At 56.0% G+C, this 15,849-nt stretch carries 9 protein-coding genes; 6 read left to right on the forward strand and 3 right to left on the reverse strand.

Annotation, left to right across the window (positions count from 1 at the left end; genetic code table 11):
* Positions 1–56: 56 nt before the first annotated feature.
* From ACO6TI_RS16795 to ACO6TI_RS16810, 4 genes are all read left to right on the forward strand, one after another.
* Positions 57–5,594, forward strand: coding sequence for an MG2 domain-containing protein (locus tag ACO6TI_RS16795; protein WP_422382934.1), 5,538 nt, complete (start codon positions 57–59; stop codon positions 5,592–5,594).
* 53 nt (positions 5,595–5,647) lie between these two features.
* Positions 5,648–7,732 carry a penicillin-binding protein 1C gene (pbpC, locus tag ACO6TI_RS16800; protein WP_422382935.1) on the forward strand — a complete coding sequence of 695 codons (2,085 nt, stop codon included), beginning with the start codon at positions 5,648–5,650 and terminating at the stop codon, positions 7,730–7,732.
* A 666-nt stretch (positions 7,733–8,398) separates the two neighbouring features.
* A complete protein-coding gene (locus ACO6TI_RS16805; RefSeq protein ID WP_422382936.1) occupies positions 8,399–9,610 on the forward strand; it encodes a porin in 1,212 nt (403 codons plus the stop codon).
* Between the two features lie 442 nt (positions 9,611–10,052).
* On the forward strand, positions 10,053–11,234 hold the full coding sequence (locus ACO6TI_RS16810; protein WP_104704482.1) for a porin: 1,182 nt from the start codon (positions 10,053–10,055) through the stop codon (positions 11,232–11,234).
* Positions 11,235–11,412: 178 nt separating this feature from the next.
* Here the strand turns inward: ACO6TI_RS16810 and ACO6TI_RS16815 are convergent, their stop codons facing one another.
* A complete protein-coding gene (locus ACO6TI_RS16815; protein WP_282045713.1) occupies positions 11,413–12,333 on the reverse strand; it encodes an alpha/beta fold hydrolase in 921 nt (306 codons plus the stop codon).
* Positions 12,334–12,600: 267 nt separating this feature from the next.
* Between ACO6TI_RS16815 and dapA the strand changes: the two genes are divergently transcribed.
* Both dapA and smpB read left to right on the forward strand, forming a co-directional pair.
* Positions 12,601–13,479 carry a 4-hydroxy-tetrahydrodipicolinate synthase gene (gene dapA, locus ACO6TI_RS16820; protein ID WP_108872836.1) on the forward strand — a complete coding sequence of 293 codons (879 nt, stop codon included), beginning with the start codon at positions 12,601–12,603 and terminating at the stop codon, positions 13,477–13,479.
* 31 nt (positions 13,480–13,510) lie between these two features.
* On the forward strand, positions 13,511–13,990 hold the full coding sequence (gene smpB / locus ACO6TI_RS16825) for an SsrA-binding protein SmpB (protein ID WP_029062434.1): 480 nt from the start codon (positions 13,511–13,513) through the stop codon (positions 13,988–13,990).
* 186 nt (positions 13,991–14,176) lie between these two features.
* Here smpB and ACO6TI_RS16830 read toward each other — a convergent pair whose 3' ends face one another.
* Complete coding sequence (locus ACO6TI_RS16830; RefSeq protein ID WP_055118912.1) at positions 14,177–14,635, reverse strand: acyl-CoA thioesterase; 459 nt, start codon at positions 14,633–14,635, stop codon at positions 14,177–14,179.
* A complete protein-coding gene (locus tag ACO6TI_RS16835) occupies positions 14,632–15,795 on the reverse strand; it encodes an iron-containing alcohol dehydrogenase (protein WP_422382937.1) in 1,164 nt (387 codons plus the stop codon). Before ACO6TI_RS16835 ends, ACO6TI_RS16830 begins: the two co-directional genes overlap by 4 nt.
* Between the last annotated feature and the right edge of the window lie 54 nt (positions 15,796–15,849).

Genomic DNA, 15,849 nt, shown 5'->3' on the forward strand with positions numbered 1-15,849 from the left:
CCTAGTCACGTTCCGATGCCTTGATAGGGGAAATTATCGGTCCGGGAGGACAGGCCATGTTTCTTTTTTCCAAAGTTTTCAAATCCGTTTATTCAAAAACAGCGCATCGGAACAGCCGAAAATCAAAGATTTTCCGTCCGATTCTGGTTGCAGGAGCGGCTGCCATACTGGCAATGCCTGCAGGTGCGCAGGACCGGCGCATCGTGACGATCGATGACGCCGACTTCTTCGGAAGTGACTACCGAACCGTGAAGGATGTTGATCTGGAGGGCTGCAAGGCGGCCTGTCTGACTGACAATCAGTGCCGCGCCTTTACATTCAACACGTCGGCCGGCTGGTGTTTTTTGAAATCGGATTTCGGCGAACTCCAGAGTTTCGCTGGCGCCATTGCAGGCAGGGTGGTTGAAGTCAGGGCGCCACGCGCAGATCTGAGCGCGGACAGGAAAGCGGAACTGGCGTTTCTGCCCGGTTCGCAATTGGAAACTGCGGCAACCTACACGCAAAGCATCGCCAATTCCGGCCGCTCGACGGCACAAACGGTGGAACAGCTACGCCGCAACGGGATTGCAGCGCTGAACAATCGCAATGGAGCGCTCGCCGAGGCGGACTTTGTCCAGTTGATCGTTCTGGAACCTGGCGACTTCAACGACTGGACAAGCCTGACAGCAGCATTGCTGCTTCAAAATTCGGACAACTGGCAGGAACGGGAAACCAAGCAGAAAAACGCGGTATCCGCTGCCATCAATGCCTATCTGAAGGCGATCAATTCGCAGGAGAGGGCATTTGCACTTGATCTGCTCGGACGGGCGCTTGAACGCCGCAACGAATTCAAACCGGCGATCAAGGCACTGCGCGCTTCACTCGCTCTCGAGGAAAATCCGGACCTGCGTCGCCGCTACGACGGCCTTGTTGCACAGCATGGCTTTCGTATCGTCGATCATCAGGTTGATTCGAACAGCGTCTCTCCCAGAATCTGTCTGACCTTTTCGCAAAAGCTTCCTCTGGGTGAAGACCTCGGGCCTTATGTCAGGGTCAAGGGTTCCGGCTCGGTCTCGGTCGAAACCGAGGGGAACCAGATCTGTGCCGACGGTCTGGAGCACGGAGCCCGCTATCAGGTCACAGCCCGCAGTGGCTTGCCGGCTGCCGATGACGAAAAGCTTGAAAAGACGGCTGAATTGTCGATCTACGTGAAGGATCGTGCGCCATCGGTCCATTTCCTCAGCCGCTCTTACGTTCTCCCCTCAGGTGGCAATCCAACCATTCCGATCGTGTCGGTAAACAGCACCGAGGTTGAAACTGCGATCTATCGCGTCGGTAACCGGTCTGTCGCGGACGTTCTGCGCGACAACCGTTTCCTGCGTCAGCTCGATTCGTGGCAGGCAGATCAGATCGAGGACGAGCTTGGCGAAAAGGTCTGGTCCGGAATTCTCGAAACCGAAAACACGCTGAACCAGGACGTCACCACGGCGTTCCCCGTTTCCGAAACCGGGATCGAACTGAAGCCCGGTGTCTATGCCATGACGGCGCGCTCCAAACTCGATTTGCAGAACCGTTGGGGCACACTTGCCACACAGTGGTTCCTGGTGTCGGACCTCGGACTGACCGCACTTGCAGGCGACAGCGGCATTGCAGCGAATATCCGTTCTCTCTCAACAGCAAAAGCGCTCGATGGCGTTACCGTCAGGCTCCTGGCAGTGAACAATGAAGTGCTCGGTGAGACCACGACAAACGCGGAGGGATTCGCCGAGTTTGCAGCCGGCCTGACGCGTGGTCGCGGTGGATCTGCACCGGGAGTTCTCATCGCCGAAACCGGGGAGGGCGACTATTCGTTCCTCGATCTGCGCAAACCCGCATTCGATCTTTCCGACCGCGGGGTTGAAGGCAGGCCTGCCCCGGGACCACTGGATGTCTTTGCCTGGACTGACCGTGGAATCTACAAGGCCGGCGAAACGGTTCACGCCCAGGCTCTCCTTCGCAATTCGAAGGCAATGGCACAGGAAGACTTTCCGCTGACATTCGTTTTCAGCCGTCCCGACGGCGTGGAACATGCCCGTTATACCGTGACCGATAGCGGTCTTGGTGGTCATTTGCAGGATCTCGATCTTGGCGGGTCCGTGCAACAGGGGATCTGGTCCTGGCAGGTATTCGCCGATCCCAAGGGAGGAGCGCTCGCGCAGGAGACTTTCCTTGTGGAAGATTATCGACCTGAAAGGGTCGATTTCGAGCTGGAAACCCGAGCGACAGCCTTCAGTCGGACATCTCCGACATCGATTACGCTGGAGGCGAAGTTTCTCTACGGTTCTCCCGCCAGCGGCCAGACTCTGGAAGGCGATGTCATCGTGCGCCCCGTTCGCACGCTCAAGGCCTATCAGGGGTATCTGTTCGGACTGGAGAATGAAGAGACCTATTCCCAGCGCGGCGCGATCCCATCAGGTCTGAAAACGGACGAGAATGGCAAACTCTCTTTTGACGTGACCCTGCCGACCCTGCCCGAGACAACGACCCTGTATGACGCTGAACTGGTTGCACGTCTGGTCGAGGCGGGTGGACGCTATGTCGAACGCGATCTTGACCTGCCGGTTGCCCTGGATGGGCCACGTATCGGCATCAGACCGGCATTCGATGGCGGTGTTGATGAGGGCGGACCTGCTGCCTTTTCCCTGATTGTCATCGGTGCGGACGGCAAGCAGCTGGACGCGGACGACTTGTCATGGACACTTTCCAAGGTCAGCCGGAGATACCAGTGGTACCGTCTTGACGGACGCTGGTCCTTTGAGCCGATAACCACATCAGAGCGGGTGGCCAGCGGTGAAGTGAGCATTGAAGCGGCGAAACCCGCCGAACTGTCCCTGCCGGTGGAATGGGGTGAATACAGGCTCGATGTAAAGGGGAGGGGTTCGCTTCAGACTTCGACAAGTGTTTCGTTCAATGCTGGCTGGTACTCCGCGGACGCCTCATCCGAAACGCCGGACTATCTCGACGTCGGACTGGACAAGGCAAGCTATCGGCCTGGTGAGACGGCGAAGTTGCGGCTGAAGCCGCAGATGGCCGGGATTGCGGTGGTGAACGTTGTCTCGGGTGGTCTTCTTGCGAGCCGCACCATTGAAGTGTCTGCTGAAGAGACCGAAATCGAGCTTCCCGTCAGCGACGAATGGGGGGCGGGTGCTTACGTCACCGCGAGCCTCTACCGCCCCATGGATATCGACCAGAAACGCATGCCCTCGCGGGCAATCGGCCTGTCCTGGCTCAAGGTGGATCCGGGCGATCGCGTGATTGATGTCGAGTTGTCTGCACCGGGACGGATCCTGCCGGAAACCACGCTTGAGGTTCCCGTCAGGCTTGCCAATCTTCAGCCTGGTACCGAGGCCTATCTGACTGTCGCCGCCGTTGATGTCGGCATTTTGAATCTGACAAATTTCAAGACACCGGACCCGGATGCCTGGTATTTTGGCCAGCGCCGGCTCGGAACGGATATCAGGGATCTTTACGGACAGCTGATCGACCGGATGGCCGGTACTTTGGGAAGGATCCGGTCCGGCGGTGATGCCATGTCACTCAGACTTGATTCCCCGCCGCCCGACGAGGAGCCGGTCGCTCTGTTTTCGGGGCTCGTGAACGTCGATTCAGATGGAAATGCGACGGTTTTGTTCGATGTTCCAGCCTTCAATGGTGCACTCAAGTTGATGGCCGTTGCCTGGACGCCTGACGGCGTAGGCCATGCCGATCAGGAAGTGGAAGTCAGGTCGCCCGTCGTGATGACGGCAAGTGCACCCGCGTTCCTCGCTCCCGGGGACAGTTCGCGTCTCGCGATCGAAATCGACAATGTGGACGGTGAGACCGGAACCTATGAACTGGAGGTCACTGCTGGTGAAGGGTTGTCGATCGACAATGCTCCAAGGCAAGTTCGTTCATTCGAGATTGAAAAGGGCAAGAAGGTTCTCGCACTGCTGCCGGTCAGCGCCGGTTCCGATCCATCAGACAGTGAAGTCGTTGCGTCGCTTACGGGTCCGGACGGTGAGAGCACCGTCAAGCGAATCGGGCTTGAGATCAGGGACACGCAACCCAATGTCGTGCGAAGGTCGTCTTTCCAGCTCGCATCCGGAGACAACCTGAGCCTGAGCGCTGACAGTTTCGACGGATTGAGGGCGCAAACCGTTGATGTCACGCTCACGGCGGGCGGTGCTGCCAGCATTGACGTTGCCGGCCTGTTGGCCGCGCTCGACCGGTATCCATACGGCTGCACCGAGCAGACCACGAGCCGGGCCTTGCCGTTGCTTTATTTGAGCGAAGTCGCCGAAGCGGCCGGGCTTGGCAGTGACGACGCGATCAGGGGTCGGGTGGTCAAGGCCATTTCGGCTGTGCTCGCCAACCAGTCCTCTTCAGGTGAATTTGGCCTTTGGAACAGCTTTGGCGATGGCGACACCTGGCTAGACGCCTATGTGACCGACTTCCTGACCCGTGCCCGGGAGAAGGGATACCGGGTCCCGGACCTCGCGTTTACCACGGCACTGGACAATCTGGAGAACCGGATGGCCTATGCATCCGACTTTCAGGACGGTGGTGAGGGAATTGCCTACGCGCTGTATGTGCTTGCAAGAAACGGTCGCGCGTCGATGGGTGATCTGCGCTACTACCTGGATGCGAAGCTGCAAAGCTTTGCGACACCGCTTGCCAAGGCGCAGGTTGCCGCAGGACTTGCGCTTTACGGCGAGAGGGAACGGGCCGCAACCGGATTTACCGCAGCTCTCAATGCTTTGCCTCGGGAAAAGAACCAGACCTACCGCAGTGACTATGGTTCTTCGTTGCGCGACAGCGCGGGCGTAACAGACTACATCGTTTCTGCCTCGGCCGGAACGCAGCTGGAAGAAGACGCGATTGACAGGTTGAAGGCTGCGCAGAGCAGAACGTCGAACCGATCAACACAGGACATGGCGTGGCTGCTTCTTGCGGCGCAGGCACTAAACGAGTCAGCGGACGAAGCCCGGATATCAGTCGGCGGCGCAGAAACCCCAGGCCGACTGGCATGGGCGCTCAGTGGCAGCGAACTGGAAGGAGTGCCGGTTCAGGTGTCAAATAACGGCGCGGCAGCGACAGATCTTCTCGTTTCTGTTGTCGGGCAGCCGGTTACACCGGAGCCGGCCGGCGGCAAGGATTACTCAGTCGAGCGCCGGATCTACGATCTGGACGGCAATCTGGTGGATCCGTCGGCAGTCCCGGTCAATACACGTCTCGCCGTTGTTCTCACCGTGCGTGCACTGACAGATCAGCCAGGACGGCTGATGGTTGTCGACCGGTTGCCGGCAGGTCTCGTCATCGACAATCCGAGACTGGTGCGCTCCGGTGACCTTGGGGGGCTTTCCTTCCTGTCAACCATAGACTCCCCGCAGCATGCTGCCTTTTACGATGACAGGTTCGAGGTTGCCGTTGATCAGACCCGGCAGGGTGGCCAGGAACTGACGTTTGCGTATCTGGCACGTGCAGCGATACCCGGCGCATTCGCTCATCCACCGGCCTCGGTTGAGGACATGTACCGGCCTGACCGTCGTGCGATCACGGAAACTGGCCGCTTCAACGTTCTGGGCCCGACCCGGTAACACTGGAAATGGCAATCCGGTTGAGGCAGTTCTGGCAAGGAAACCGGCGATCGATGGCGATCGCCGGAGTTTGCCTTTGCACATTCCTGGGAGCTGGAAGCTGGAAAGTACTCTCTGACTTCAAGGCCCTTGCGCCGCCACCACAAATCTCCGAGTTGCCGCTTTCGGTCGTCGTTCTTGACCGTGAAGATCGTTTGCTCAGGGCGTTTACCAGTCGCGATGAGAAATGGCGGCTACCGGTTGAGCTTGACGAGATCGATCCACTCTATGTTCAGATGCTGCTTTCCTTCGAAGACAAACGGTTCTTTGAGCATGACGGCGTTGATGCGCGCGCCCTGATCCGGTCCATTTTGCAGGGTGTTCGGCACGGCCGCATCGTTTCCGGTGGTTCGACGCTGACAATGCAGGTCGCACGGCTTTTGGATGAAGCACCGACAAGAAGTGCTCGGCGCAAGTATGAGCAGGTCCTGAAGGCCGTGAAGCTCGAACAGACTTATTCCAAGGAGGACATTCTCCGGCTTTACGTGTTGAGAGCACCCTTCGGCGGCAACCTGGAAGGGGTCCGTGCGGCAAGCCTGACCTGGTTCGGCAAGGAGCCAGGGCGCTTGACGGTGGCCGAGGCCGCGCTTCTGGTTGCGCTGCCTCAAAGCCCGGAAGCTCGTCGGCCGGACCGCTTTCCTGACCGGGCCCGAAAAGCACGCAACAGGGTTCTTGCCAGAGCAGTTGTCGCTGGCGTCATTTCACCGGCCGAAGCTGCTTCGGCCTCTGCGGAACCCGTGCGGACACGGCGCAACAATATGCCGCTGATTGCTGCCCATGAAAGCCGCCACGCGCGAATCATGGCTCCAAAGCGGGCTGTACATCACCTGACGATCGACAAGGACCTGCAGTCGGCTCTGGAAGCACTCGCACGAACGCGCGCCAACAGCTTTCCGGTGCCGGTTTCCCTGGCAATCATCGTGGCGGACCACCGAAGCGGTGAAATTGTGGCTCGGCTCGGCGCACCGGACCTGTTGGACGAAGCGCGATTGGGTCATATCGACATGACCCGGGCAGTGCGTTCACCCGGTTCGACGCTGAAGCCATTCATCTACGGGCTTGCATTTGAAGAAGGCGTTGGGGTCCCGCAAAGCCTGATCAGGGATCGACCGACCAATATAGCGGGTTATCAGCCAACCAATTTCGACCGCGCTTACCAGGGGACGGTGACACTGCGGGAGGCTTTGCAGCTTTCCCTGAACACGCCGGCTGTCCAGTTACTGGAAGCAGTTGGACCAGCGCGGCTGCTGGCGCGTTTGAAACGGGCGGGCGCCCGGCCGGTTCTGGAAAAAGGCAAGCCAGCGGGATTGGCGATCAGTCTCGGTGGACTGGGTTTGTCGCTGAAGGACCTTGCGCAGGCTTACGGAGCCCTGGCGCGGGGCGGCCAACCGGTCGAATTCAGGCATTGCCGGGTGTCATGTCTTCCGCAGGGGCCGCAACAGCAATCTCAGAAGGTGCTTTCGGCAAAGGCGGCAGTCATGGTGAGCGACATTCTGGTCGGGATGCCACAGCTTCAAGGCTCCGAGACTCAGCATATTGCCTACAAGACCGGGACTTCATATGGATATCGTGATGCGTGGGCGCTCGGGTTCGACGGAAAATACGTTGCCGCCGTATGGGTCGGACGGCCAGACGGATCACCGGTGCCGGGGCAGACAGGACAAAAGACTTCTGTACCGATTCTTTTTGAAGTCTTTCAAAAACTGGGTACAGCACGCGTGCCATTTCCTCCACACCCGCCTGATGTCGCTGCCGCACTTGCCGGAGATGTACCGCTACCGCTCCAATATGCCAGAACATCTGGAAATCGGAGTGTATCCCACCAGGAAGACAGACTGCTGATTTCGTATCCACCGGATGGTGCGGAACTGCACCTGGGGCTGAAGCCGTCGGAAGAAGGACGGCAATTTTCCCAACCGCTCGTTGTCAAATTCAAAGGTGGCGTTGCACCCTATGCGGTTCTTGTCAACGGAGCCCCGTTCCAAACCGATTCTACTCAACGACAACTGATCTGGCAGCCGGAGTCACCCGGATTTGCAAATGTGACGGTCAAGGATGCCAGCGGGAAAAGCGCAAGCGTTTCCGTGAAGATCAAATAAGTCATTGTATTAAAAAGATTTTATCGAAAATTCGAGACTCGATTCGACGCGTCCTCTGCATTTTCGTGCCTGCTGCTTGGTTGGAAGCGGATTTGGCGCCAGGTGCCGGATCGAGAAAAGGAGTGTATTTTTTGCTACTTGCAACTCGCGTTATACGTGAATACTTAATCTGACTCAGAGTCATTTTTTTCACTTAAAGTATTGTCAGATAAAAATAGAGTTTATACATGTAAAAATTTAATAGATTGTATTTTTTAGATTCAAACAACTATTTTGCAATTATTTATATGAATTGATTATTTTGTTGATTCTTGAAATTCAACCGCAGATTTTACATTCAATGGTTGATTGGATACGTGCAGCCAGGGTTTAATATGAGAAAATCTATTTCGATTTTCATATACAATCAGGAAAAAACCAGTAAAAACAATGTTGCAGAAAAGGCACAGCGCGTACCGGTTGTGAGCTCTGGAGTTGTTTTGCGCTTGCCGGTTGAGCGCAAATTTGGTTTTAACATTGGTGCGACGGCGAGTAATCGTCAGTAGAAATGGATCACGTAACGTTGTTTTGGTCTGTTTTTCCGAGAAATCGCGGGGACAGAGCCCGGCAGGCCGAAAATCCGGTAGTTCAAGGCTCTGAATTGAAATTGACTTTTGGAGGTCAGAAATGAAACTCAAGGGCTTGATGCTCGGCGTAGCAGCTGCTGCTACCGCTACCACCGCCCAGGCAGCCGATCTTCCGGTTGCTCCGGAGCCGGTCGACTACGTTCGCGTCTGTGACGCTTACGGTTCGCGCTTCTACTACATCCCGGGCACAGAAACCTGCCTGCGTGTTGGTGGTCGTCTTCGTACACAGTTCGTTGTCAACAACGTTCTTGACAATGATGGGCGTGGCAACTGGTCGGACCGTGATTCTGAAGGCTATTCTTGGCTGACACGCGGTTACGCATACCTCGATGCTCGTAACGCTACTGAATTCGGCACCCTGCGTGCTTATGTCGGTCTGCGCATGGACATCACCAACGGCGCCAGCGGCTTCAAGCTGGACTCCGGTTACATCCAGTGGGGCGGCCTGACAGCTGGTTACCTCGGATCTAACTTCAACACCTACACCGGTCAGGTGTTCATGGGTGTTGTCACACGTGACTGGGCTGATACCACGGTCAACCAGATCGCTTACACCGCTGCATTCGGCAACGGTTTCTCCGCAACGCTTGCTGTCGAAGATCGTTCCGGTCACGAAGTTGGCGCTTACGGCGGAACACGTATGCCTGATTTCGTTGCTGCTCTCGGCGTATCCCAGGGTTGGGGTTCCGCACAGCTCTCCGGTGCTCTTCACCAGGTTTATCCTGATGCGGCATTCAACAGCACAAATGCTTCTGGCGATGAAGACAGCCTCGGCTGGGCAATCGGCGCTGGTGTGAACGTCAACCTGCCGTTCGCAAACTCCGGTTCCAACATCTTCTTCCAGGGTTTCTATGCTGACGGCGCTCTGAAGTACATCGGTAACGGCATCACTGGCGTTTCCGTTGTCAGCAGCACCGGTACGACGCTTGGCTCCGTGGCCGACTACGGCGGAAACGGCGACAAGAGCACTGGTTACTCCCTGTCTGCTGGTGTGTACATTCAGGCAACCCCGACCATCGGTCTGGCAGTTGACGGTTCTTATGCACACGTTGACCAGAATGACTTTGTCGGCACTACCGACGCAGACATCGATCGTTGGGCAATCGACGGTTCGGTACAGTGGGAGCCGGTCTCCGGTTTCGTCATGGGTGCCGACATTGGTTACTCCAACACAAGCGCTGACATTTCCGGTCAGAGCGTCAACGATCTCGACGAACTCCTCTTCGGTGTTCGTATGCAGCGCACTTTCTAATCATCCGTGATTAGTTAGCTGACTGAGTGACTTTGAACTCCAGTCAGTCATGCGGCCCGGCAGGCTCCAATCTGCCGGGCCGTCCCCATTTATAAAGGCGGCGATTCTCGCTGACCATTCAGCCTTGATTATTGTTGTTTCAGGCCTTCAAAGCGTCGCTAGGGCGCTCATTTCCTAACAGTTTCTAAAGATCCACCCTGATTTTGTGACATTCGCGCAACACCGGTTTTTGAAAACAGCTCCCGGAGCGGGGGCAGAGCACATTCGATGTTGAACCGGGAAAGCGGATGCGTATGGTCATGTTGCGAGCGGCTTCGAGCCGCACTGGTTTGCATGCCTCGGACATCCAACCTCCGGTCGGAAGCAAACGCAGAAAAAATTCGCGGGGACAAGTGGCGCTTCTGATTGAGTGCCGATTGATATGACTGATTGGAGGTCAGATATGAAACTCAAGAGCTTGATGCTCGGCGTAGCAGCTGCTGCTACCGCTACCACCGCCCAGGCAGCCGATCTTCCGGTTGCTCCGGAGCCGGTCGACTACGTTCGCGTCTGTGACGCTTACGGTTCACGCTTCTACTACATCCCGGGCACAGAAACCTGCCTGCGTGTTGGTGGTCGTCTTCGTACACAGTTCGTTGTCAACAACGTTCTGGACGATGACAACACACCTGGTGCTTGGGCCAGCCGTGATTCCGATGGTTATTCCTGGCTGACACGCGGTTACGCATACCTCGATGCTCGTAACGCTACTGAATTCGGCACCCTGCGTGCTTATGTCGGTCTGCGCATGGACATCACCAACGGCGCCAGCGGCTTCAAGCTGGACTCTGGTTACATCCAGTGGGGCGGCCTGACAGCTGGTTACCTCGGATCTAACTTCAACACCTACACCGGTCAGGTGTTCATGGGTGTTGTCACACGTGACTGGGCTGATACCACGGTCAACCAGATCGCTTACACCGCTGCATTCGGCAACGGCTTCTCCGCAACGCTCGCAATCGAAGATCGTTCCGGTCACGAAGTTGGCGCTTACGGCGGAACGCGTATGCCTGATTTCGTTGCTGCTCTCGGCGTATCCCAGGGTTGGGGTTCCGCACAGCTTTCCGGTGCCATCCATCAGGTTTATCCTGACGCGGCATTCAACAGCACGAATGCTTCTGGTTCCGAAGACAGCCTCGGCTGGGCAATCGGCGCTGGTGCGAACTTCAACCTGCCGTTCGCAAACTCCGGTTCCAACATCTTCTTCCAGGGTTTCTATGCTGACGGCGCTCTGAAGTACATCGGTAACGGCATCACCGGCCTGACCGGCGTTGCTGACTATGCACCTGATGGGGACACCAACTCCGGTTACTCACTGTCTGCTGGTGTGTACATCCAGGCTACCCCGACCATCGGTCTGGCAGCTGACGGATCTTGGGCACATGTTGACATGGACAGCTCTGCTGCCATCGGCAACGTTGACCGCTGGGCAATCGACGGTTCGGTACAGTGGGAGCCGGTCTCCGGTTTCGTCATGGGTGCTGACGTTGGTTACGCCAACAACTCGATCGACGGCACTGGTGGAAACGCTAGCAACGACTTCGACGAACTGCTGTTCGGTGTTCGTATGCAGCGCACTTTCTAATCAATCCTCCTCAAGAGGTTTGATGGAAAACCCGGCGGAAACGCCGGGTTTTTCTTTTGATTTTTTTTGAGTTTTCGGATCGGGTCAACACAATATTCGGCGATTTCGAGGCCCGCGCGGTCAAATGAAGGCAGGTTCTGACCCGTGGTCGCTGAAAAGTGCCATTTGATACTGCCAATCAGAGTCTTTTCAGAAAACTTCCAATGGCTTCATGAGTATCGGATTCCCAAAGGACCGGCGCATGGCCTTGTCCCTGAATTGTCTGGAGTTGCGCACTGGGATGCATCTGGAGCATTCGCTCGCAGGTTTCGTGGCTCAAAAGGTCCGAATGTTCACCGTGAAGAATGAAAACCGGGCGATCTGTAAGTCTTTCGTAAAGCGGCCAAAGATCAGGCGCCGGCGTCGCGTCATCGAGACTTGCGAGTTGATGCGCCAGGGCAGGGTCATAGTCCATGACAAATTCGCCATCGTGTTCCGATGCCAGTTGTCCTGCTAGTTTAAGCCATTCTTTTCGGCCAAATGACGGAAACTGTTGGCCGATCGTCCGCTCCAGGTTCCGGGCAACTTCATCCATGGAATTGGTTTTCATATTGCGACCGAGTGTTGCGGCGATCCGGTGAATTGCCTTCATCTCGATGTGAGGCCCAATATCATTGAAGATTACGCCAGCCATGCGGTCCGCCGGAAATCGAAACGTCATGGCAAGCGCATGCAGTCCGCCGCGCGATGTTCCAAGCACGGCAAAACGACCCAGGCCGAGTTCCTCGATCGCAAGAGCAATATCGTTTTCTTCTACCGGAAGGGCATAGTTCCTCCAGTCTTTGTCCCAATCGCTTTTTCCTCTTCCACGATAATCAAGAGCAACTACGCGATAATGTTTTGATTGAAGAAATTGTGCGATGTCATTGAAATCACGGGAATTTCGAGAGAGACCAGGCAAGCAGAGAATCGGCGGTTTGGTGTTGCCCGGAGCGGTGTCGGTGGGACGCCAATCCTGCCCGTACAACTGAAGGCCGTCGGAACTCCGCCACGTGAAGTCAATAGGTTCGGGGGTGGCAGGCACGGCGTTCGATTGCGCTTCTTGTGGCGCAGTGACCATGAAAATCTCCAAACGTTCTCATCTCGATTTTCAAAAGATAGTACCGATTTTTGGAAGACCGCCAACAGGAGAGACAGGTGTGAGAGCCTCAGGATCGTTGAATGTGTCGCTTAAAGGGCGCATTCGGCCAAGGAAAACACCATGGAACAGCAGGAAACGCCAAGCAAGCATTGCCCCTTTTGCAGCAGGTGAGTATGTTGCGCGTCCATTGAGACCGGTCGAATTCCGTTCATCGTAAACACCAGAGTCATCCAAGAGGAAACCGAGATGTTCAAAGGCTCCATTCCAGCGCTGATTACCCCGTTCAAGGACGGAGCGCTCGATGAGAAACGGTTTCAGGAATTTGTGGATTGGCAGATAGCCGAAGGGTCGAACGGCTTGGTTCCTGTTGGAACCACTGGCGAAAGCCCGACCCTTGGTCACGATGAGCATAAGCGGGTAATCGAACTATGTGTTGAAGCTGCGGCTGGCCGCGTGCCCGTCATTGCCGGCGCAGGATCGAATAACACGGTCGAGGCGATTGATTTTGCCCAACATGCCGAAAAGGCAGGGGCGGACGGTTTGCTCGTTGTAACACCCTACTACAACAAGCCAAATCAGGCGGGCCTCAAGGCACACTTCAAGGCCATCAACGATTCAGTTGGCTTGCCCATCATCATCTACAACATTCCCGGCCGATCCGTAATCGACATGACACCGGAGACAATGGCGGAACTGTTTGAGAGTTGCGCAAATATCAAGGGTGTCAAGGATGCGACTGCCGACCTGGCGAAGGCCAGCCGTCAGCGTCATTTGTGCGGTTCGGAATTCATTCAGCTTTCCGGCGAAGACATTTCGGCCCTTGCGTTCAACGCACATGGTGGTGTCGGCTGTATATCAGTGACAGCAAATGTTGCCCCGCGCCTGTGTGCCGAATTCCAGGCCGCGACGCTTGCTGGCGATTTTGCAAAAGCACTTGAGTACCAGGACCGTTTGGCGCCGTTGCACCGCGCCCTTTTCCTGGAGCCGAGCCCAACCGGTGCGAAATACGCTCTTTCGCTCCTGAACAAGATCGAGGAAGAGCTTCGCCTGCCGCTCGTGCCGGTAACCGAACCGACAAAAGTCGAAATTCGAGATGCGATGGCACATGCCGGTCTGATCAACTGAATTTGCGGGGGATTGCCCCTGAAGGACGAGAATGGCTTCGAAAAAAGGCGGCGATCCGGGAAGAAAAATCATTTCGGACAACCGGAAAGCCCGATTCAACTATGAAATCGAGGATACGCTGGAAGCGGGGATCGAGCTGAAGGGCACGGAAGTGAAATCCCTGCGCACCGGCAAGGCGAATATTGCCGAATCCTACGCGGCTGAATACGCCGGTGAGATCTGGATCTACAACGTCTACATACCCGAGTATCTCCAGGCCAACAGGTTCAATCACGAACCCCGGCGCCCCAGAAAACTTCTTCTGCACAAACGTGAAATCGGCAAGCTTGCCGGTGCCGTGCAGAAGGACGGCAAGACAATTGTGCCACTCAAGCTTTATTTTAACGAGCAAGGCCGGGCAAAGCTCGAAATCGCCCTTGCGCGGGGGAAAAAGCTGCATGACAAACGCGAAACCGAAAAGAGACGGGACTGGCAGCGCGAGAAATCCCGCCTTATGAAGAACTTGGGTTGAGAGTTGTTTTCCACATGTTGACAACCGGCCATGTGCTCGATTTCCCAGCCTGTTGAAAAGTTGCGGATAACGTGTGGATCGTCTGTGAGTTAGTTGTGCAGACGCGAATGGACTGTCCTTGGCTTTTCCCGTGGATTACCTGAGAACAGGCTCTGGATAATCAATGGCCCTGCAAGATTGGATTTCCTACGTCATCAAACTTGATAAGATGCCCCGGGCGTTTTCGGAAATGGGCATGGGGCGCCTGGTTTTTCGATCCACAAGAACATGAACGAACCGGCCGTGGGCCGCAGTTTCCGGCTCTTCGCCGGCAAACAAACCGACACGGAAGACGATAGAGCTGGAGCCGAGTTTTTCAATTTTCAGGCCTGCGGAAACGACAGAAGGGAATGTCAACTCGGCGAAGTAGTGACATCCTGTTTCGACAACGAGAAAGACTTCAGGGCTCGTCCGTGGATCCAGGAGACCGTTTGCGACATACCAGCCGTTTACGGCCGTATCGAAAAAGCTCAGGTATTGCACGTTGTTGACATGCCCGTAGATGTCCACATCCATCCACCGCGTGGGGATATCCCGAAACGCCTTGAAGTCTGATCTTGAAAGTGGGCGTTGGCGCACGGCCTGTGGATAACTTGTGGAGTTCATAAAGCGGCTTTGTAAATTTCGAGAGCATCCGTTTCCGTCAGTTCGCGTGGATTATTGACCAGAAGACGGGTCTGCATCATCGCGCTTTGCGCCAGTTTGGGCAGATTGCTTTCCGTGATGCCGACGTCGCTTAGCCGGGTTTGCAATCCGATTTTCGACGAAAGTTCCGCCAGTCTTTGCGCAAATGCCTCGGCACGGTCTGCTGCGTCTGAAGTCTCTGACAGGTCTGGAAACAGCGCAGTTGCGATTTCGGAATAAGTGTCTGCAGCGACGCTGTTGTTGAATCTCAGGACATGCGGCAGAACAAGCGCGTTCGACAATCCATGCGGGATATGGAAAATGCCGCCGAGCGGATAGGCCAGCGCGTGGACCGCAGCAACCGGAGAGTTTGCAAAAGCCATTCCCGCCATCATTGAGCCGGCAAGCATTGCGCTTCTTGCGTTGACATTTCCGGGTGAAAAGACTGCCGTCTCGATATTGGCCCCAAGTAGGCGCAGTGCTTCAATCGCCAGCGATCTTGAGACAGGATTGTTGTTTGCCGACTTGGATGCATAGGCCTCGATCGCATGGACCATGGCATCAATACCGGTTGCGGCCGTTACGGCAGCAGGAAGCCCGAGTGTCAGGGACGGGTCAAGAATGGCAATGTCAGGCAGCAGGAGCGGCGAGACAACACCGCGTTTTTCTTCCTCGCCAACGGTGACGATTGAGATAGGAGTGACTTCCGAACCCGTTCCTGCTGTTGTCGGAACAAGCACGAGAGGTAGGCGCGGACCTTTTGCATTTCCAATGCCCCACGCGTCGTCGAGGTTTTCGTTGCTTTTCGCAAGCAGTGCGACGAGCTTCGCAACGTCAAGGGAAGACCCGCCTCCGAAACCGATGACGGAAGTCGCTCCGTGCGACATTGCAGCTTCAGCTGCGGCTTCGACGAGTGATCGAGGCGGATCGGCTGCGACGTCTGTGAAATGGCCAAAATCATAACCGCATGCCTTCAGCATGGCCTCCGCCGGCGAGAGTAGTCCCAGCGACAGGATGATGGGATCCGTCACGATAAACGGGCGCGGACCAAGGCAATGTGCAGCCAGTTGATCAATCTTCGACGCCGCACCATTTTCAAGAATGATGCGTGGGCTGGTGTTGAATGTGAACGAACCGGTCATGTCTTCCCCGATTTTTTCCAGACAGACAGATTGCCTGCTGGAAAACGATCCGTC

Source organism: Roseibium album (assembly GCF_965233825.1).
Taxonomy (GTDB): Bacteria; Pseudomonadota; Alphaproteobacteria; order Rhizobiales; family Stappiaceae; genus Roseibium; species Roseibium album.

Bases quoted from the DNA above. Each gene is read 5' to 3' on its own strand.
- ACO6TI_RS16830 (WP_055118912.1), bottom strand. From the start codon at position 14,635: ATGAACTCCACAAGTTATCCACAGGCCGTGCGCCAACGCCCACTTTCA.
- ACO6TI_RS16835 (WP_422382937.1), bottom strand. From the start codon at position 15,795: ATGACCGGTTCGTTCACATTCAACACCAGCCCACGCATCATTCTTGAA.
- smpB (WP_029062434.1), top strand. From the start codon at position 13,511: ATGGCTTCGAAAAAAGGCGGCGATCCGGGAAGAAAAATCATTTCGGAC.
- ACO6TI_RS16805 (WP_422382936.1), top strand. From the start codon at position 8,399: ATGAAACTCAAGGGCTTGATGCTCGGCGTAGCAGCTGCTGCTACCGCT.
- ACO6TI_RS16810 (WP_104704482.1), top strand. From the start codon at position 10,053: ATGAAACTCAAGAGCTTGATGCTCGGCGTAGCAGCTGCTGCTACCGCT.
- pbpC (WP_422382935.1), top strand. From the start codon at position 5,648: ATGGCGATCGCCGGAGTTTGCCTTTGCACATTCCTGGGAGCTGGAAGC.
- dapA (WP_108872836.1), top strand. From the start codon at position 12,601: ATGTTCAAAGGCTCCATTCCAGCGCTGATTACCCCGTTCAAGGACGGA.
- ACO6TI_RS16815 (WP_282045713.1), bottom strand. From the start codon at position 12,333: ATGGTCACTGCGCCACAAGAAGCGCAATCGAACGCCGTGCCTGCCACC.
- ACO6TI_RS16795 (WP_422382934.1), top strand. From the start codon at position 57: ATGTTTCTTTTTTCCAAAGTTTTCAAATCCGTTTATTCAAAAACAGCG.